This window comes from Pseudomonas sp. MWU12-2345, assembly GCF_023242385.1.
Lineage (GTDB): Bacteria > Pseudomonadota > Gammaproteobacteria > Pseudomonadales > Pseudomonadaceae > Aquipseudomonas > Aquipseudomonas gingeri_D.
Genome location: NZ_JALLJA010000012.1, coordinates 165,847 through 185,667 on the forward strand (window position 1 = coordinate 165,847; position 19,821 = coordinate 185,667).

Consider the following 19,821-nt stretch of genomic DNA (forward strand, 5'->3'; position numbering starts at 1 on the left):
GCCGATCAGGCCAGGACTTCGTCAGGCTTGCCGAGCAGGCGGTCGATCACCACCGCAATCGCCAGCATCACCACCGACGGCACCAGCCAGGCCAGGCCCTGCTCGCTCAACGGTAGGTGCGACAGCTGCGCCGGCATCCAGTCCGCCAGCCCGGCGCCCTTGAGGGCGTCGATCATGCCGAACAGCAACGACACCAGCATCACCGGCCCGACGATCCGCCCCTGGGCATGCCAGAACGACTGGCAGAAGCTCAGGGCCACCAGGGCGATGCACGGCGGGTAGATCGCGGTCAGGACCGGGATCGAGAAGGCAATCAGCTTGGTCAGCCCCAGGTTCGACACCAGCAGCGAGAACGCCGCCAGGATGATCACCAGGCTCTTGTAGGACAGCGGCAGGACACGGCTGAAGTACTCGGCGCAGGCGCAGGTCAGGCCCACCGCCGTCACCAGGCACGCCAGGGAGATCAGCACCGCGAGGAAACCGCTGCCCAGGGAGCCGAAGGTATGTTGCACATAGGCGTGCAGCACCGCCGCGCCATTGCTGGCACCGGCCGCGATTTCATGGCTGCCCGAACCCAGGCGGAACAGGCTGATATACACCAGCGCCAGGCCGAGCCCGGCAATCAACCCGGCAATGATCGCGTAGCGGGTGATCAGCCGGGGCGAATCGACACCGCGGGAACGGATGGCATTGACGATGACGATACCGAACACCAGGGCGCCGAGGGTATCCATGGTCAGGTAGCCATTGATGAAACCCTGGGAGAACGGAGCCGCGACATACTCGGGGGTGGCCGTGCCGATATCGCCGGCCGGCAAGGCAAACGCCGCGATGCCCAGGGCCGCCAGGGCAATGATCTTCAGCGGGGCGAGGAAACGCCCGACAGTGTCCAGCAGGCGCCCGGGGTACAGGGAAATGAAGAACACCAGCAGGAAGTACACCGAGCTGTAGAGCAGCAGCGCCAGTGGGCTTTCACCGGTCAACGGTGCCAGGCCGACTTCGAAGGACACAGTGGCCGTGCGCGGGGTGGCGAACAGCGGGCCGACCGCCAGGTAGCAGGCCGCAGCCAACAAACCGCCGGCGACCTTGCCGATGGGGCTGCTCAGGGCATCCATGGCACCGCCGACCTTGGCCAGCGCGACCACGGTGATGACCGGCAGGCCGACCGCGGTGATCAGGAAGCCCAACGCCGCCATCCAGACATGGGGTCCGGACTGCAAACCGACGATCGGGGGGAAGATGATGTTGCCGGCCCCGACGAACAGGGCGAAGGTCATAAAGCCAAGTGCCAGGATGTCCTGGCCTTTCAACACTTTCATTTCAGGAAATACCACACTGCTGAATCGGAATTTAGAGAGGGATTTCCCGTGGGGTGAGGGAAATGCTGTCGACCCGTATGGGGTTGACCCGTTTAGCGCGCGGCGGCCTTGTGGGCAGCGGACGCAAAGAGGCGGGCATCCTAGCAAACTCAGGTGCAAGGCGCACTATTTGAGGGCGATCATGTCCTGCGAGCGACACTTTCAGGTCGCGTTTTCATATGAAACCCAGAAAGCACAAAGGCCACCCGAAGGTGGCCTTTGCCGGTATTGCGTCAGCTAAGCGCGAGGCTTACTTGACCGCCCAACCGGTCAGCTCGGCCAGGGCCTTGCCGATGTCTGCCAGCGAACGCACGGTTTTCACACCAGCGTCTTGCAGGGCAGCGAACTTCTCGTCCGCAGTGCCCTTGCCGCCGGAGATGATTGCGCCCGCATGGCCCATGCGCTTGCCCGCAGGGGCAGTCACACCAGCGATGTAGGAAACAACCGGCTTGGTCACGTGGGCCTTGATGTAGGCCGCCGCTTCTTCTTCAGCCGAACCGCCGATCTCACCGATCATGACGATCGCTTCGGTCTTCGGGTCTTCCTGGAACAGCTTCAGGATGTCGATGAAGTTCGAGCCCGGGATCGGGTCACCGCCGATGCCGACGCAAGTCGACTGACCGAAACCGGCGTCAGTGGTCTGCTTCACAGCTTCGTAGGTCAGGGTGCCGGAACGGGAAACGATACCGACCTTGCCTGGCAAGTGAATGTGACCTGGCATGATGCCGATCTTGCATTCGCCTGGAGTGATCACGCCTGGGCAGTTAGGGCCGATCAGGATCACGCCCAGCTCGTCGCACTTGACCTTGGCGTCCAGCATGTCCAGGGTCGGAATGCCTTCGGTGATGCAGACGATCAGCTTGATGCCGCCGAACGCTGCTTCCAGGATCGAGTCCTTGCAGAAAGGAGCTGGAACGTAGATCACGCTGGCGGTGGCGCCAGTAGCGGCTACAGCGTCTTTCACGGTGTTGAACACGGGCAGGCCCAGGTGCTCGGTGCCGCCTTTGCCCGGAGTTACGCCACCAACCATCTTGGTGCCGTATTCGATGGCTTGCTGGGTGTGGAAGCTACCCTGCGAACCGGTGATACCCTGGCAGATAACCTTGGTGTCTTTATTGATCAGGACGCTCATTATTTGCCCTCCGCAGCTTTGACAACTTGTTGAGCAGCGTCGGTCAGGCTGGTAGCAGCGATGATGTTCAAACCGCTTTCTGCCAGTACTTTAGCGCCCAGCTCAGCGTTGTTGCCTTCAAGGCGAACAACAACCGGGATTTTCACGCCGACTTCTTTCACAGCGCCGATGATGCCTTCGGCAATCATGTCGCAGCGAACGATGCCGCCGAAGATGTTGACCAGTACGGCCGCGACGTTGGTGTCGGACAGAATGATCTTGAACGCTTCAGTTACGCGTTCCTTGGTTGCACCACCGCCCACGTCGAGGAAGTTGGCTGGTTTGCCGCCATGCAGGTTGACGATGTCCATGGTACCCATGGCCAGGCCGGCACCGTTGACCATGCAACCGATGTTGCCTTCCAGGGCTACGTAGTTCAGTTCGAACTTGGCAGCGTGCGCTTCGCGCGGATCGTCCTGGGACGGATCGTGGAAGGTTTTCAGCTTGGGCTGACGGTACATGGCGTTGGCGTCGATGTTGATCTTGGCATCGAGGCAATGCAGATCGCCGTCGGCCTTGATCACCAGCGGGTTCACTTCCAGCAGGGCCAGGTCGTGATCCTTGAACAGTTTGGCCAGACCGACGAAGATCTTGGCGAACTGAGTCACTTGCTTGCCTTCCAGACCCAGCTGGAATGCCAGCTCGCGGCCCTGGAATGGCTGAGCGCCAACCAGTGGATCGATAGTGGCCTTGAGGATTTTCTCAGGGGTGTCGTGAGCGATTTTCTCGATGTCCACGCCACCTTCGGTGGAAGCCATGAACACGATGCGACGGCTCGAACGGTCAACGACAGCGCCCAGGTACAGCTCTTTAGCGATATCAGTGCACGATTCAACCAGGATCTTGGTGACAGGCTGGCCATTGGCATCAGTCTGATAGGTCACCAGACGCTTGCCCAGCCACTGCTGTGCGAAGGCTTTAGCGTCTTCTTTGCTGCGAACCAGCTTAACGCCGCCCGCTTTACCGCGACCACCAGCGTGGACCTGGGCTTTGACAACCCACTCGGTCCCACCGATCTTGTCGCAAGCTTCTGCTGCTGCTTCCGGGGTATCTACCGCAAAACCCTGGGATACTGGCAGGCCGTACTCAGCGAACAGCTGCTTACCCTGATACTCGTGAAGATTCATGCTTTTTACCGTCTTCGTTAGGTACTGCGCATTCGGTGCTGCACTGATTGCAGTGCCGCACCACCTGTGACTGCTGCTTGCGTCGTTTTCCGGTTGCCCGGCCCGACGACGCAAGACTGCGTCCAGCGGACGTTCCGCGGTGAGTCTTGCGCACAAGGCTCACGACGGGCAGACCGCCGTGGTTTCTTATTATCTACTCAGCGTTTTTTCTTGTTGGCAATGTGGATGGCGCCGCCATTCACTGCCAACGCCGCTTCGTGCAACGCTTCGGACAGGGTCGGATGGGAGAAAACCATCATGCCGATGTCTTCGGCGCTGGTGCCGAATTCCATACCGATCGCGCCTTGCTGTACCAGCTCGGCAGCGCTTGGGCCAATCACGTGGACGCCCAGGATGCGGTCGGTCTTGGCATCAGCGATGACCTTGACGAAACCGCCGGTATCGTTGGCTGCCATGGCACGGCCACTGGCGGCGAACGGGAAGGTGCCGATGTTAACTTCAACGCCTTCGGCTTTCAAAGCCTGTTCGGTTTTACCGACCCATGCAATTTCCGGGTGGGTGTAGATAACCGACGGGATCAGGTCGTAGTTCATCTGGGCTTTGTGGCCCTTGATGCGCTCGACAACCATGATGCCCTCTTCCGAGGCCTTGTGTGCCAGCATCATGCCGCGAACCACGTCACCGATGGCGTAGACGCCTGGCACGGTGGTGGCGCAGTGATCGTCAACGTGGACGAAACCGCGCTCGTCGAGGGTCACGCCGCAATCAGCGGACAGCAGGTCGGTGGTCACTGGGCGACGGCCAACGGCCACGATCAGTTTGTCGAAAGTAATGGTCTGTTCGCCTTCGGAGTTGGTGTAGGTCACCACCACTTCCTTGCCCTTGTTGACCTTGGAACCGGTCACGCGAGCGCCCAGCTTGATGTCCAGACCCTGTTTGGTCAGGGTTTTCAGCGCTTCCTTGGAGACGGCGGTGTCGGCAGCCATCAGGAAAGTATCCAGGGCTTCCAGCACGGTCACTTCAGAACCCAGACGGGACCAGACGGAACCCAGTTCCAGACCGATCACGCCCGCGCCGATCACGCCGAGGCGCTTCGGTACGGATTGGAATTCCAGGGCGCCGGTCGAATCGACGATCACGTTCTGGTCAACCGGGGCAGGTGGAATGTCGATCGGACGCGAACCTGGAGCCAGGATCACGTTCTCGGCTTCGATCACTTCAACCGTGCCATCAGGCTTGGTCACTTCGACTTTCTTGCCGGCCAGCAGCTTGCCGTGGCCTTCGATCGAAGTCACGCCATTGGCCTTGAACAGCATGGCCACGCCGCCGGTCAGGTTCTTCACGATACCGGCCTTGCGGCCAACCATCGCGGCGACGTCCATTTTCACGGCGCCGGTGGAGATACCGTGGATGGCGAACCCATCCTTGGCTTCATGGTACTTCCAGGAGCTGTCCAGCAGCGCCTTGGATGGAATGCAGCCAACGTTCAGGCAAGTACCGCCGAGGGCCAGCTTGCCCTCTTTATCCTGGTACTTCTCGATGCAGGCAGTCTTGAGACCAAGTTGCGCTGCCTTGATGGCGGCTACATAGCCGCCAGGGCCCGCGCCAATCACTACCACGTCGAATTTCTGAGTCATGTGTCATTCCTTATCGAATCAAACCGGACGGCCCCGCGTGGGGACCGTCGTGGGACGAAGCTGATCGTTCAAGCGGGCAAGGCGCCAGCGCCCTGCCCCCCCTGGGCGCAATCAGATATCCAGCAGCAGACGAGCCGGGTCTTCCAGCAGGTTCTTGATAGTCACCAGGAAAGACACCGCTTCCTTACCGTCGATCAGGCGGTGATCGTAGGACAGCGCCAGGTACATCATCGGCAGGATCACCACTTCACCTTTGACCGCCATCGGGCGCTCGTTGATGTTGTGCATGCCCAGGATGGCGGCTTGTGGCGGGTTGACGATCGGCGTCGACAGCAGGGAACCGAATGTACCACCGTTGGTGATGGTGAACGTACCACCGGTCATCTCGTCGATGGACAGCTTGCCGTCACGGGCTTTCTTGCCGTAGGTGGCGATGCCGTTTTCGATCTCGGCCAGGCTCATCAGCTCGGCGTTGCGCAGGACCGGGACCACCAGGCCACGATCGCTGGACACCGCGACACCGACGTCGGAGTAGCCGTGGTAGACGATATCGGCGCCGTCGATGGAAGCGTTGACTGCCGGGAAGCGTTTCAGCGCTTCGGTGGCCGCTTTCACGAAGAACGACATGAAGCCCAGGCGCACGCCGTTGTGGGTCTTCTCGAACAGGTCCTTGTACTTCGAACGCAGGTCCATGATCGGCTTCATGTTCACTTCGTTGAACGTGGTCAGCATCGCCATGTTCGACTGTGCTTCAACCAGGCGCTTGGCCACGGTGGCGCGAACGCGGGTCATCGGCACACGCTTCTCGACGCGATCGCCGGCAGCGAACACCGGGGCGGCGGCCGCTGGAGCGGCAGCCTTGGCTGGAGCGGCAGCAGGCGCGGCTTTCTTGGCGGCAACCGCAGCCACCACGTCTTCCTTGGTCACACGACCGCCTTTGCCGGTGCCGGCAACGGAAGCGATGTTGATGCCATTTTCCTCAGCCAGCTTGCGAGCCGCCGGTGCGGCCACGGGATCGTCTTCGCCAGCAGCGGCCGGAGCAGCAGCCTGGGCAGCCGCAGGAGCAGCGGCGGCGGCAGGAGCGGCAGCAGCAGCGCCGCCTTCAACGATGGAGCCCAGGACTTCGTCGGACAGAACGGTGTCGCCTTCGTTCTTGACGATAGCGCCCAGCACGCCGTCGGCGGTTGCGAGTACTTCCAAGACCACTTTGTCGGTTTCGATGTCGACGATCAGGTCGTCACGCTTGACAGCTTCGCCCGGTTTTTTGTGCCAGGTGGCAACGGTGCCATCGGCAACCGATTCCGGGAAAGTGGGGGCTTTGATCTCGATAGCCATTATCTGTGGTTCCTTAAATTCGGTTTCAGGTGCGCGAAGGCGTTAAACAGTAAAGGCATCTTGCAGCAGTTTTTCCTGCTGCTCAGCGTGCATCGATGCATAACCACAAGCCGGTGCGGCAGAGGCGTCACGGCCGGCGTACTCAAGTACCAGCGACTTGTTGTGTCCGCCAACGATGCGACGCATGTGATGCTGACTGCTGTACCAGGCGCCCTGGTTCATCGGCTCTTCCTGACACCAGACGATGTGCTTGAGGTGTTTGTACGGCGCCAGGATTTCGATCAGGTCGTCTTCCGGGAACGGATACAGTTGCTCGATACGCACGACAGCGATGTCGTCACGGCCTTCGGCACGGCGTTTTTCCAGCAGGTCGTAGTAGACCTTGCCGCTGCACAGAATCAGACGGCTGACCTTTTTCGGGTCGAGGGCGTCGATTTCCGGGATAACGGTCTGGAACGAACCTTCGGCCAGATCTTCCAGCGTGGAGATTGCCAGCTTGTGACGCAGCAGCGACTTCGGAGTCAGCACGATCAGCGGCTTGCGCAGCGGACGGATGACCTGACGACGCAGCAGGTGGTAAATCTGTGCCGGGGTAGTCGGCACGCAGACCTGGACGTTGTGCTCGGCGCACAGCTGCAGGTAGCGTTCCAGACGGGCCGAGGAGTGCTCCGGACCCTGGCCTTCATAACCGTGCGGCAGCAGCATGGTCAGACCGCACAGACGGCCCCACTTGTGCTCGCCACTGGTGATGAACTGGTCGACAACCACCTGGGCACCGTTGGCGAAGTCGCCGAACTGGGCTTCCCAGATCACCAGCGCCTCAGGCGTGGTGGTCGAGTAACCGTATTCGAACGCCAGCACGGCTTCTTCCGACAGGAACGAGTCGTACAGGTCGAAGCGTGGCTGACCTTCGTACAGGTTCTGCAGCGGAATGTAGGTGCCCGCGTCTTTCTGGTTGTGCAGCACGGCATGACGGTGCGAGAACGTACCGCGGCCGATGTCCTGGCCGGTCATGCGGATCGGGTGACCTTCGAACGCCAGGGTCGCGTACGCCATGGTTTCGGCGTAACCCCAGTTGATCGGCAGGCCGCCGGCTTGCATCTTCTGACGGTCTTCGTAGATCTTCGCGACCTGGCGCTGGACCACGAAGCCTTCCGGAATTTCCAGCAGCTTGGCGGACAGTTCCTGCAAGGTCTTCAGATCGAAGCGGGTGTCGTGACGTGCGGTCCATGCGTGACCCAGGTATGGGCGCCAGTCGACGAACAACTCCTTGTTCGGTTCCTTGACCAGGCTTTTTACCACGTGCAGACCGTTGTCCAGGGCGTTGCGGTACTCGTCGATCTTCGCCTGGACACGCTCTTCGTCCAGCACCTTGGCCTGAACCAGGCGCTCGGCGTACAGCTCACGGGTGGTGCGCTGCTTGGTGATCTGCTGATACATCAACGGCTGGGTGCCGCTAGGCTCATCCGCTTCGTTGTGACCACGACGACGGTAGCAGACCAGGTCGATCACCACGTCGCGCTTGTACTGCATGCGGTAGTCGATGGCCAACTGGGTCACGAACAGGACGGCTTCCGGATCATCGCCATTCACATGGAGGATCGGCGCCTGGATCATCTTCGCAACGTCGGTGGCGTACTCGGTGGAACGCGAGTCCAGCGGGTTGCTGATGGTGAAACCGACCTGGTTGTTGATCACGATGTGCACGGTGCCGCCGGTCTTGAAACCGCGGGTCTGCGACATCTGGAAGGTTTCCATGACCACGCCTTGACCGGCGAACGCCGCGTCACCGTGGAGGGAAATCGGCAGAACCTTGTCACCGGCCGCATCGTTGCGACGGTCCTGACGGGCGCGAACCGAACCTTCGACCACCGGGGAAACGATTTCCAGGTGGGACGGGTTGAACGCCATCGCCAGGTGAACTTCACCGCCGGTGGTCATCACGTTGGACGAGAAGCCCTGGTGGTATTTCACGTCACCGGAACCCAGCTCGACCTTCTTCTTGCCTTCGAACTCGTCGAACAGCTCGCGCGGGTTCTTGCCGAAGGTGTTGACCAGCACGTTCAAACGGCCACGGTGGGCCATGCCGATGACGATTTCCTTGGTGCCGTAGGAACCGGAACGCTGGATCAGCTCGTCGAGCATCGGAATCAGGCTCTCGCCGCCTTCCAGACCGAAACGCTTGGTGCCCGGGTACTTGGTGCCCAGGTACTTTTCCAGGCCTTCGGCAGCGGTGACGCGCTCAAGCAGGTGGCTCTTGATTTCCGCGGAGAAGATCGGACGGCCGCGCACGCTTTCCAGACGCTGCTGGAACCAGTGGCGTTGCTCGGTATCGACGATGTGCGTGAATTCAGCGCCGATGGTGCGGCAATATGTCTGCTGCAACGCTTCGTGAATTTCGCGTAGGCTCGCTTCCTCTTTGCCGATGAACAGGTCGCCGGCACGGAAGGTCGTATCAAGATCGGCATTGGTCAAGCCGTAATGATTGATCGACAGGTCTGCGGGTGCAGGACGCTGCCACAGTCCCAGCGGGTCGAGCTGGGCTGCCTGGTGGCCACGCATCCTGTAGGCCTGGATCAATCGCAGCACTTCAACCTGCTTCTTCTCGTGCTCACTGCTCACGCTGCCGGCGGAAACCGGTTGGGCGCGGCGCTGGTTCTTTGCCAGCAAGACGAAATGGTCGCGGATTGTAGAGTGCGAAACATCGGTGGCAGCGTTGCCGTCAGCGGGCAACGTCTGAAATTTGGTGCGCCACTCTTCTGGCACAGCGTTAGGGTCGTGCAGGTAGAGCTCGTAGAGCTCTTCCACATAGGCAGCGTTACCACCTGAAAGATAGCCGCTGTTCCACATGCGCTGCATCACGCTTTCTTGCATGCTTGGTCACCCTCGGTTAGGGGACACCACCGGCGAAAACACCATGCACGCTTGCAACAGTCCGAATGCCGAGACCAGAACAAGCCACTTGGGATCACGCTGATAGTCCGGGTACCAGCCCGGATGCCCCTGCTGGTCTCATTTCTTCAAAAATAAGAGCCACAGCTTTATGAGCCGTTGCTCTGGTTATAGCCGGGGCGCGGGTTGAAGCCCGCGCCCTGGCCTTTCTACGGTTACAGCGGTGCCACTATTTACAACTGCCGTTTTACAACAGCCAGGTTACAGCCGCTGAATCACACGCCGCTTTGCAGCAACATGTTACGGATGTGACCGATGGCCTTGGTCGGATTCAGGCCTTTCGGACAGACGTTGACGCAGTTCATGATCCCGCGGCAGCGGAATACGCTGAACGGGTCATCCAGCGAAGCCAGACGCTCGGTGGTCTTGGTGTCGCGGCTGTCTGCCAGGAAGCGGTACGCTTGCAGCAGGGCGGCCGGGCCCAGGAACTTGTCGGGGTTCCACCAGAAGGACGGGCAGGAAGTCGAGCAGCAAGCGCACAGGATGCACTCGTACAGACCGTCCAGCTTCTCGCGCTCTTCCGGCGTCTGCAGACGTTCGATGGCCGGAGCCGGCGTGTCGTTCTGCAGGAATGGCTTCACCTTCTCGTATTGCTTGTAGAAGATGCTCATATCGACGACCAAGTCACGGATCACCGGCAAACCAGGCAGCGGACGCACCACCAGCTTGTTGCCCTTGACCACGGCGGACAGCGGTGTGATGCACGCCAGGCCGTTCTTGCCGTTGATATTCATGCCGTCGGAACCGCACACGCCTTCACGGCACGAGCGACGATAGGAGAAACCTTCGTCCTGTTCCTTGATCAGGGCCAGTACGTCCAGCACCATCAAGTCCTTGCCACCGGTGTCGACCTGGAAAACCTGGGTTTTCGGCGCGGCGTCGGTGTCAGGGTTGTAACGATAAACTTCGACTTGCAACATATCGATCACCCTTTAGTAAGTCCGGACTTTTGGTTCGAAAGTCGGAACGGTCTTCGGCGAGAAGTTAACGGCACGCTTGGTCACACGCTTCTCACCCGGGAAGAACAGGGTATGGCACAGCCAGTTTTCGTCGTCGCGCTCTTCAAAGTCTTCACGGGCGTGGGCGCCGCGGGACTCTTTGCGATGCTCAGCGGCAATCGCCGTGGCTTCGGCCACTTCCAGCAGGTTTTGCAGCTCGAGGGCTTCGATACGCGCGGTGTTGAAGGCCTGGGACTTGTCGTTGATCTTGACGTTGGCAATACGAGTGCGCAGGTCAGCCAACTGGGCGATGCCCTTCTGCATGTATTCGCCGGTACGGAATACACCGAAGTAGTTCTGCATGCAGCTTTGCAGCTCGCGACGCAGAGTCGCCACGTCTTCACCGTCGGTACGCTCGTTCAGAGCGGACAGACGTGCCAGTGCCGCCGTGATGTTGGCGTCGGTGGCGTCGTCGTAGTCGATACCGTCGGTCAGGGCTTTTTCCAGGTGCAGGCCGGCCGCACGGCCGAAGACCACCAGGTCGAGCAGCGAGTTGCCGCCCAGGCGGTTGGCACCGTGAACCGATACGCACGCCACTTCACCGACCGCGAACAGGCCCGGGATGATGGTGTCGACGCCTTCGGCGTCCTGGGTGATCGCCTGGCCATGGATGTTGGTGGCAACGCCGCCCATCATGTAGTGGCAGGTTGGAACGACCGGAACCGGGGCAACGACCGGGTCGACGTGGGCGAAGGTCTTGGACAGTTCGCAGATACCTGGCAGGCGGCTGTGCAGCACTTCCTCGCCGAGGTGGTCGAGCTTGAGCAGCACGTGGTCGCCATTCGGGCCACAGCCGTTGCCGGCGATGATTTCCTTGACCATCGAACGTGCTACCACGTCACGACCGGCCAGGTCTTTCGCGTTCGGAGCATAACGCTCCATGAAACGCTCGCCGTGCTTGTTGATCAGGTAACCGCCTTCACCGCGGCAACCTTCGGTGACCAGTACACCGGCGCCGGCGATGCCGGTCGGGTGGAACTGCCACATTTCGATATCTTGTACCGGCACGCCAGCACGCAGGGCCATGCCGACGCCGTCACCGGTGTTGATCAGGGCATTGGTGGTGGACGAGTAGATACGACCGGCACCGCCGGTGGCCAGGACGGTGGCCTTGGCGCGGATGTAGCTGGTTTCGCCGGTTTCGATGCAGATCGCGATCACACCGACAAACGCGCCGTCCTGGTTCTTCACCAGATCGACAGCGTAGTACTCGTTCAGGAACACGGTCCCGGCTTTCAGGTTGCCCTGATAAAGGGTGTGCAGCAGCGCGTGACCGGTACGGTCGGAAGCGGCGCAAGTCCGTGCGGCCTGACCGCCCTTACCGTAATCCTTCGACTGACCGCCGAATGGACGCTGGTAGATACGACCCTGCTCGGTACGCGAGAACGGCATGCCCATGTGGTCCAGCTCGTAAACGGCAGCCGGGCCTTCCTGACACATGTATTCGATAGCGTCCTGGTCACCGATATAGTCGGAACCCTTGACGGTATCGTACATGTGCCAGCGCCAGTCATCGTTCGGGTCGGCGGACGCGATGGCGCAGGTGATGCCACCCTGGGCCGATACGGTGTGCGAACGGGTCGGGAACACCTTGGTGATCACGGCCGTCTTGTGACCACCCTGGGCCAGTTGCAGCGCGGCACGCATGCCCGCACCGCCGCCGCCAATGATGATGGCGTCGAAAGAAATCGTTGGAATGTTAGCCATGAATCAGATACCCCAGAGAATCTGCACACCCCAGACGAAGTAGGCGAACATCGCAACGCCGCATACTGCCTGGAAAAGGAAACGCACTGCTGTCGCGGACTTGCCCAGCGCCATCGGCGTCAGGTAGTCGGTCGAAATGGTCCACATGCCGACCCAGGCGTGAGCGCCCAGGGCCACCAGGGCCAACAGACTGAAGATGCGCATCCCGTTGTGGGCGAACAGCCCGTGCCACTGGGCGTAGCCCAGGCCCGGATTCGCAACGACGTATCCGATCAGGAAGATGAAGTAAGCCGCGAGAACGACAGCAGATACGCGCTGCGCCATCCAGTCGTAGAGGCCCGAACGCGATAGGTTCGTAACGCTGGTTACCATATCCAAACTCCCGCCAGAACGATCAGCACCACGGAAATGGCGATGACGATTTTAGAGCCCAGTTTGCCGCCTTCCAGCGTTTCACCGATGCCCATATCCATGATCAGATGGCGCACACCAGCCACCATGTGATACAGCAAGGCGGACAGAAGCCCCCATCCAATGAACTTGGCCAGCGGGCTGGTCAAGCACGCCTTCACCTCGGCGAAACCTTCCTCCGAACCCAGGGATTTGCCCAATGCATACAGCATGAAGCCAAGGCCCAGGAAGAGAATGATGCCGGATACACGGTGAAGAAACGACGTAACGCCGGTTATGGGGAGTTTGATGGTCCTTAGGTCTAGGTTTACAGGTCGTTGGCTTTTCACGGCTTTTTTTTCACTGATGAGCCCTAACGATCAGGGCAAAGTTGTTGGGCAAGTGCACTGGTCAGGTACCCACCACCCAGGGAGTGACGACCCCCAGTAAAACAGGCCCAAAAGCCCCTGGCGGTCGGGTGCCGAGTATAGACAGTTAGGCTACTAATGACAACGCAAAGGACTACCCCTAATAGCGCATTGCGTTAGCCGGATAAAAGGCGTAAATAGCCGTCAATTTCGAGGAAAAGGTCCGCCCAAAGCCGCCTACGACAAGACTTTTGGCAAATTGACATTCGAATTTATCTCACTATAGTGGTGCGGGCCCTGCGTGGGGGGCCTGTCTGATGATTTCAAGCATAAATAGGAGGCCACATGGCTGACAAAAAAGCGCAGTTGATCATCGAGGGCGCAGCCCCCGTCGAGCTGCCCATTTTAACCGGCACCGTTGGTCCCGATGTAATCGACGTGCGGGGCCTGACGGCCACGGGCCGGTTCACATTCGACCCTGGCTTCATGTCGACCGCTTCCTGCGAGTCGAAGATCACCTATATCGACGGCGATAACGGCATCCTGCTGCACCGCGGCTACCCGATCGAGCAACTCGCCGAGAAATCCGACTACCTGGAAACCTGCTACCTGCTGCTCAACGGCGAACTGCCGACAGTCGAGCAGAAGGCCCAGTTCGTCAGCACCGTGAAGAATCACACCATGGTGCACGAGCAGTTGAAGACCTTCTTCAACGGTTTCCGTCGCGACGCCCACCCGATGGCCGTGATGTGCGGCGTGGTTGGCGCCCTGTCGGCCTTCTACCACGACTCGCTGGACATCAATAACGCCCAGCACCGCGAGATTTCCGCCATTCGCCTGGTCGCCAAGATGCCGACCCTGGCCGCGATGGTGTACAAGTACTCCATGGGTCAACCCATGATGTACCCGCGCAACGACCTGTCGTATGCGGAAAACTTCCTGCACATGATGTTCAACACCCCGTGCGAGATCAAACCGATCAGCCCGGTGCTCGCCAAGGCCATGGACCGGATCTTCATCCTCCATGCCGACCACGAGCAGAATGCTTCGACCTCCACCGTGCGCCTGGCGGGCTCTTCGGGTGCCAACCCGTTCGCCTGTATCGCCGCCGGTATCGCCGCACTCTGGGGCCCTGCCCACGGCGGCGCGAACGAAGCGGTCCTGACCATGCTCGATGAAATCGGCGATGTCTCGAACATCGACAAGTTCATCGCCAAGGCCAAGGACAAGAACGATCCGTTCAAGCTGATGGGCTTCGGTCACCGGGTCTACAAGAACCGCGACCCACGCGCCACCGTGATGAAGCAGACCTGCGACGAAGTCCTGAAAGAGCTGGGCATCAACAACGATCCGCAGCTGGAACTGGCCATGCGTCTCGAAGAGATCGCCCTGACCGACCCGTACTTCATCGAGCGTTCGCTGTACCCGAACGTCGACTTCTACTCGGGGATCATCCTCAAGGCGATCGGCATTCCAACCAGCATGTTCACCGTGATCTTCGCCCTGGCGCGGACCGTGGGCTGGATCTCCCACTGGAAGGAAATGCTCTCCAGCCCGTACAAGATTGGCCGTCCGCGCCAGCTGTACACCGGCTACGAGTCGCGTGACATCACCAAGCTGGAAGACCGCAAGTAAGGTTTGCCTCGCGCTGACACCTTAGCTGCACCGGAAACGGCCTCTTGATAGAGGCCGTTTCTGTTTGTGGACATCCGGTTGCCCAATGCCGGCTGCTCCTACAATGACCGAGACAGCCAACAAAAATGCCCCGATCTCTCGACCAGGGCATTTCGTTGCAACACAGCTTATATAGAGAAGCCTATACAACCCTTAGTGGGAAACCGCCCCACTCGCCCCCAGACCGGTCTGCGAACGCACGAACTGCGGGAAGAACAGCGCCCGTTCCTTCTCCGCCGCCACCGACTTGTCGGTAATGGAGAAGAACCAGATCCCGACGAATGCAATGGCCATCGAGAACAGCGCCGGGTACTCATACGGGAAGATCGCCTTCTCGTGATGCATGATCTGCACCCAGATGGTCGGGCCGAGGATCATCAGCCCTACCGCACTGACCAGGCCCATCCAGCCGCCGATCATCGCGCCACGGGTGGTCAGCTTCTTCCAGTACATGGAAAGCAGCAGCACCGGGAAGTTGCAACTGGCGGCAATCGAGAACGCCAGGCCGACCATGAACGCGATGTTCTGGCTTTCGAACAGGATGCCCAGGCCGATCGCCAGCACGCCAAGGGCGATGGTGGTGATCTTCGAGACGCGGATCTCATCCTTTTCGTTGGCCTTGCCCTTCTTGATCACGCTGGCATACAGGTCATGGGACACCGCCGAGGCACCGGCCAGGGTCAGACCGGCCACCACCGCGAGGATGGTGGCAAAGGCCACGGCCGAGATAAAGCCGAGGAAGATGTTGCCACCCACCGCGTTGGCCAGGTGCACCGCCGCCATGTTGTTGCCACCGAGCAGCGCGCCCGCCGCATCCTTGAACGCCGGATTGGTGCTGACCAGCAGGATCGCGCCAAAACCGATGATAAAGGTCAGGATATAGAAGTAGCCGATGAACCCGGTGGCGTACAACACGCTCTTGCGCGCTTCCTTCGCATCACTCACGGTGAAGAACCGCATCAGGATGTGGGGCAGCCCGGCAGTACCGAACATCAGCGCCAGGCCCAGCGAGAAGGCCGAGACCGGATCCTTCACCAGGCCGCCGGGGCTCATGATCGCCTCACCCTTGGGGTGAACCTTGATCGCTTCGGAAAACAGCATGTTGAAGTCGAAGTTGACGTGCTTCATCACCATCAGCGCCATGAACGAGGCACCGGACAGCAACAGCACCGCCTTGATGATCTGCACCCAGGTGGTGGCCAGCATGCCGCCGAACAGCACATAGAGGCACATCAGGATCCCCACCAGGATCACCGCCACGTAGTAGTCCAGGCCGAACAGCAACTGGATCAGCTTGCCGGCACCGACCATCTGGGCGATCAGGTAGAAGGACACCACCACCAGCGAACCGCAGGCCGACAGCGAACGGATCTGGGTTTGCCCCAGGCGGTAGGACGCCACATCGGCAAAGGTGTACTTGCCCAGGTTGCGCAGGCGCTCGGCGATCAGGAACAGGATGATCGGCCAGCCCACCAGGAAGCCGATGGAGTAGATCAGGCCGTCATAACCCGAGGCATAGACCAGCGCGGAAATCCCCAGGAAGGACGCCGCCGACATATAGTCGCCGGCAATCGCCAGGCCATTCTGCAAACCGGTGATCTTGCCGCCCGCCGCGTAGTAGTCGGCAGCCGACTTGTTGCGCTTGGAGGCCCAGTAGGTGATGCACAGGGTGGCGCCGACGAACACCACGAACATCGCGATGGCCGCCACATTGAGAGGTTGCTTGTGCACTTCGCCGGTCAGGGCGTCAGCCGCCAGGACCAGGGGCGCGAAGGCCGAGCCGGCCAATACTGCCAATAGACGCCGGATCATTGTTGGGCCTCCTTGAGAATCGCGTTGTTCAGGTCGTCGAACTCGCCATTGGCGCGACGCACATAGATGGCCGTCAGGACGAACGCCGAAACGATCAGTCCGACACCCAACGGGATGCCCCAGGTGATGGAAGAGCCGGGACTGAGTTTAGCGCCCAGGATCTGTGGCCCATAGGCGATCAACAGAATGAAACCCGAGTAAAGTCCGAGCATGATCGCCGACAGTGTCCAGGCGAAGCGTTCCCGTTTCCTGACCAGCTCCTTGAAGCGGGGGCTGTTTTGAATCGAGAGGTAAATGCTGTCGTTCATTGTTTTTATCCTCGCAGCACAGATGAGATGAAACCTTTTTCACTTTAGGCGGCTGGGGAAGCGAAACCAGACGACCTTAGTATTAGAACGACATTACGGTTTCGCCAGTTTTCAGGCGAAGACGCTCTGACTCAGTGTAGGCGGTGATGACAGACACCCAGACGCAAAAAGGCCGCATGACGGAATATCATGCGGCCTTTTCGGGGTACTACGCGGGCAGGTGGGTTACTGGGTCCACTCGGCTACGCGGTCCGGGTGCTTGGCGACCCAGTCCTTGGCCGCGGCTTCCGGCTTGGCGCCGTCCTGGATCGCCAGCATGACTTCGCCGATCTCATCCTTGGAGGCCCACTGGAACTTCTTCAGGAACGCCGCCACTTCCGGCGCCTTGGCTTCCAGCTTCAAGCTGCCGATGCTGTTCACGGTTTCAGCGGCGCCATAGACGCCCTTCGGATCGTCCAGGAAGCGCAGTTTCCACTTGGCGAACATCCAGTGCGGCACCCAGCCGGTGACGACAATGGACTCGTTCTTCTTCTCGGCACGGGTCAGTTCGGCGATCATCCCCGCCCCCGAGCTGGCTTGCAGCTTGTAGTCCAGACCGTAGTCCTTGATGGCCTGGTCGGTCTTGAGCATCACACCTGAACCGGCGTCGATGCCGACGATCTTGTTCTTGTAGGTGGTGTCAGTCTTCAGGTCGGCGATGGACTTGGCCGTGACGTACTCCGGCACGATCAGGCCGATCTTGGCGTCCTTGAAGTTGGGGCCGTAGTCGACCACCTTGTCCTTGTTCTTGGCCCAGTACTCGCCGTGGGTCACGGGCAACCAGGCCGAGAGCATGGCATCGAGCTTGCCGGTAGCAACCCCTTCCCACATGATCCCGGTCGCGACGGCTTGCAGCTTGACGTCATAACCCAGTTTCTGCCGGATGACCTCGGCCGCCACGTTGGTAGTGGCCACGCTGTCCGACCAACCATCGACATAACCGATGGATACTTCCTTGGCCGCCGCACCGGCCAGGTTGGAACTGATCGCCAGTACCAGAGCGGCACCTGCGCCTAAGAGTCGTCGCATCTTCATCGTTACTTCCCCGAAATGCTGCACCCGACGACTGCCGGGCGACGTCAACGTATTGTTATAGTGCATGGCGCCCCCATCACGCCTCACCCTTGAACCCGTCCGATCATCAGCGGAGTTCTGACGCCCTGATCATCAACCCGCCTCGCCCATCGACCTGCTCTGACAGCGACCTCAAGGCAACGAGAAACGACATCAGAACGCCAGCAATCGGGGACCCAAGAAATCCCCTCATTTATTGCGCTCGAACTTTGCATGACAAAATACTGCACAGGCCCAAGGCCGGTGGAAATCCGGGTAATATGCGCGGCTTTGTTCCCATACGGCCCGACCATGTCCGCCACTGCCCGTTTCCCGCTCCTCCCGTTGTTGTTCGCCAGCCTGCTCGGACTTCTTGCACTTTGCGGCTTCTGGTATGGCCTCGGCCAGCCGGTGATCCTGCCCGATGCGGCGACCCCGACCCACAAGCTGCAATGCGCCTCCTATACGCCGTTCGCCAAGGACCAATCGCCGTTCGACCAGCCGTTCAAGCCTCGTGTCGAACGCATGGATGCCGACCTGGCGCTGCTGGCCACCCGCTTCGAGTGCATCCGCACCTATTCCATGACCGGCCTCGAAGCCTTGCCGGACCTGGCGCGCAAACATGGCCTGAAAATGATGATCGGCGCCTGGGTCAACAGCAACCCGGTGGACACCGAGAAGGAAGTCGATGCCCTGATCGCCTCGGCCAACGCCAACGCCGATGTGGTCAGCGCGGTGATCGTCGGCAACGAAACCCTGCTGCGCAAGGAAGTCACCGGCGACCAACTGGTCAAGCTGATCCACAAGGTCAAGGCCAACGTGAAGCAGCCGGTGACCTATGCCGACGTCTGGGAATTCTGGCTCAAGCATCCGCAGGTCGCCCCGGCCGTGGACTTCCTGACCATTCACCTGCTGCCGTACTGGGAAGATGACCCTGCCGGGATCGACCGCGCGATCGAACATGTCGCCCAGGTCCGCGAGGTATTCGGCAAGCGGTTCGCCCCCAAGGACATCCTGATCGGTGAAACCGGCTGGCCGAGCGAAGGCCGCCAGCGCGAAACCGCCCTGCCGAGCCGGGTCAACGAAGCCAAGTTCATTCGCGGTTTTGTCACCCTGGCCGAGCAGAACGGCTGGCACTACAACCTGATCGAGGCCTTCGACCAACCGTGGAAACGCGGCAGCGAAGGTGCGGTCGGCGGTTACTGGGGGCTGTTCGATGCCGACCGCCAGGACAAGGGCGTGTTGGCCGGGCCAGTTTCGAACCTGCCGCAATGGCCGCTGTGGTTGGGCTTCGGTGGGGTGATATTCCTCGGTACCTTGCTGCTGGCCGGGCGAGTGCGCAATACCCGGGCGGCGCTGTTGTTGCCGCTGCTGGGGGCGCTGGCAGGTTGCTCCATAGGTGCCTGGGGCGAATTGGCGTGGGTCACCAGCCGGTTTACCAGCGAGTGGGTCTGGGCCGGCCTGCTGGTACTGTTGAACCTGCTGGTGCTGGCCCATGCGGCACTGACCCTGGGTAGCCAGGCCGGCTGGCGCGCCGGCCTGTTCAAATCCCTGGAGCAACGCGCCGGCTGGCTGCTGGCAGGCGCGGGCTTTGCAGCAGCGGTGATGATGCTGGAGTTGGTATTCGATCCACGCTACCGCAGCTTCCCGAGCGCGGCCTTGCTGTTGCCGGCGCTGGTGTTCCTGGTACGTCCGGTGCGCGGCCCGCGTCGGGAGATGGGGCTGCTGGCTTTGATAATCGGCGCCGGTATTGCCCCGCAGCTGTACCGTGAAGGCCTGGCCAACCAGCAGGCCTGGGGCTGGGCGCTGGTCAGCGTGCTAATGGTGGCTGCGCTGTGGCGCAGTGTGCGGGTTCGTCAATAACAACACCGCAGGAGCGCAATATTACGCAT

At 60.6% G+C, this 19,821-nt stretch carries 15 protein-coding genes; 2 read left to right on the top strand and 13 right to left on the bottom strand.

Features of this window, described 5'->3' with window-relative positions:
- Positions 1-5: 5 nt before the first annotated feature.
- The 10 genes from brnQ to sdhC all read right to left on the bottom strand — a co-directional run bounded on the left by brnQ (position 6) and on the right by sdhC (position 13,025).
- Entirely contained in the window at positions 6-1,319 is a 1,314-nt protein-coding gene (brnQ, locus tag M5C71_RS22570) for a branched-chain amino acid transport system II carrier protein (RefSeq protein WP_177100388.1), read from the bottom strand.
- A gap of 289 nt (positions 1,320-1,608) precedes the next feature.
- Positions 1,609-2,490 (bottom strand): succinate--CoA ligase subunit alpha, encoded by an 882-nt coding sequence (gene sucD / locus M5C71_RS22575; protein ID WP_019692317.1) that lies wholly within the window; start codon positions 2,488-2,490, stop codon positions 1,609-1,611.
- Entirely contained in the window at positions 2,490-3,656 is a 1,167-nt protein-coding gene (sucC, locus tag M5C71_RS22580) for an ADP-forming succinate--CoA ligase subunit beta (RefSeq protein WP_103498765.1), read from the bottom strand. Before sucC ends, sucD begins: the two co-directional genes overlap by 1 nt.
- 197 nt (positions 3,657-3,853) lie before the next feature.
- Complete coding sequence (lpdA, locus tag M5C71_RS22585) at positions 3,854-5,293, bottom strand: dihydrolipoyl dehydrogenase (protein WP_103498764.1); 1,440 nt, start codon at positions 5,291-5,293, stop codon at positions 3,854-3,856.
- A gap of 111 nt (positions 5,294-5,404) precedes the next feature.
- The gene (gene odhB, locus M5C71_RS22590) at positions 5,405-6,628 is read right to left on the bottom strand and encodes a 2-oxoglutarate dehydrogenase complex dihydrolipoyllysine-residue succinyltransferase (RefSeq protein WP_100940870.1); all 1,224 of its coding nucleotides are present in this window, start codon (positions 6,626-6,628) and stop codon (positions 5,405-5,407) included.
- Between the two features lie 42 nt (positions 6,629-6,670).
- Positions 6,671-9,502, bottom strand: coding sequence for a 2-oxoglutarate dehydrogenase E1 component (locus tag M5C71_RS22595; RefSeq protein WP_103498763.1), 2,832 nt, complete (start codon positions 9,500-9,502; stop codon positions 6,671-6,673).
- Between the two features lie 293 nt (positions 9,503-9,795).
- A complete protein-coding gene (locus M5C71_RS22600; protein ID WP_100940979.1) occupies positions 9,796-10,500 on the bottom strand; it encodes a succinate dehydrogenase iron-sulfur subunit in 705 nt (234 codons plus the stop codon).
- A gap of 12 nt (positions 10,501-10,512) precedes the next feature.
- Entirely contained in the window at positions 10,513-12,285 is a 1,773-nt protein-coding gene (gene sdhA, locus M5C71_RS22605) for a succinate dehydrogenase flavoprotein subunit (RefSeq protein ID WP_100940872.1), read from the bottom strand.
- A 3-nt stretch (positions 12,286-12,288) separates the two neighbouring features.
- Positions 12,289-12,657, bottom strand: a complete 369-nt coding sequence (sdhD, locus tag M5C71_RS22610) for a succinate dehydrogenase, hydrophobic membrane anchor protein (protein WP_103498762.1) — start codon at positions 12,655-12,657, stop codon at positions 12,289-12,291.
- Positions 12,651-13,025 (bottom strand): succinate dehydrogenase, cytochrome b556 subunit, encoded by a 375-nt coding sequence (sdhC, locus tag M5C71_RS22615; protein WP_103498761.1) that lies wholly within the window; start codon positions 13,023-13,025, stop codon positions 12,651-12,653. The genes sdhD and sdhC overlap by 7 nt, the downstream gene beginning before the upstream one ends.
- Before the next feature lie 363 nt (positions 13,026-13,388).
- Here sdhC and gltA point away from each other — a divergent pair, with 363 nt between their 5' ends.
- The gene (gene gltA, locus M5C71_RS22620) at positions 13,389-14,678 is read left to right on the top strand and encodes a citrate synthase (RefSeq protein WP_103498760.1); all 1,290 of its coding nucleotides are present in this window, start codon (positions 13,389-13,391) and stop codon (positions 14,676-14,678) included.
- A 192-nt stretch (positions 14,679-14,870) separates the two neighbouring features.
- Here gltA and M5C71_RS22625 read toward each other — a convergent pair whose 3' ends face one another.
- From M5C71_RS22625 to M5C71_RS22635, 3 genes are all read right to left on the bottom strand, one after another.
- Positions 14,871-16,529: a cation acetate symporter gene (locus M5C71_RS22625; protein WP_103498759.1), complete on the bottom strand. Its 1,659-nt coding sequence runs from the start codon at positions 16,527-16,529 to the stop codon at positions 14,871-14,873.
- Complete coding sequence (locus M5C71_RS22630; protein WP_103498758.1) at positions 16,526-16,837, bottom strand: DUF485 domain-containing protein; 312 nt, start codon at positions 16,835-16,837, stop codon at positions 16,526-16,528. Before M5C71_RS22630 ends, M5C71_RS22625 begins: the two co-directional genes overlap by 4 nt.
- 225 nt (positions 16,838-17,062) lie before the next feature.
- On the bottom strand, positions 17,063-17,911 hold the full coding sequence (locus M5C71_RS22635) for a glycine betaine ABC transporter substrate-binding protein (protein WP_152737186.1): 849 nt from the start codon (positions 17,909-17,911) through the stop codon (positions 17,063-17,065).
- 330 nt (positions 17,912-18,241) lie between these two features.
- Here M5C71_RS22635 and M5C71_RS22640 point away from each other — a divergent pair, with 330 nt between their 5' ends.
- Positions 18,242-19,792 (top strand): beta (1-6) glucans synthase, encoded by a 1,551-nt coding sequence (locus M5C71_RS22640; protein WP_103498756.1) that lies wholly within the window; start codon positions 18,242-18,244, stop codon positions 19,790-19,792.
- The last annotated feature ends 29 nt before the right edge of the window (positions 19,793-19,821 follow it).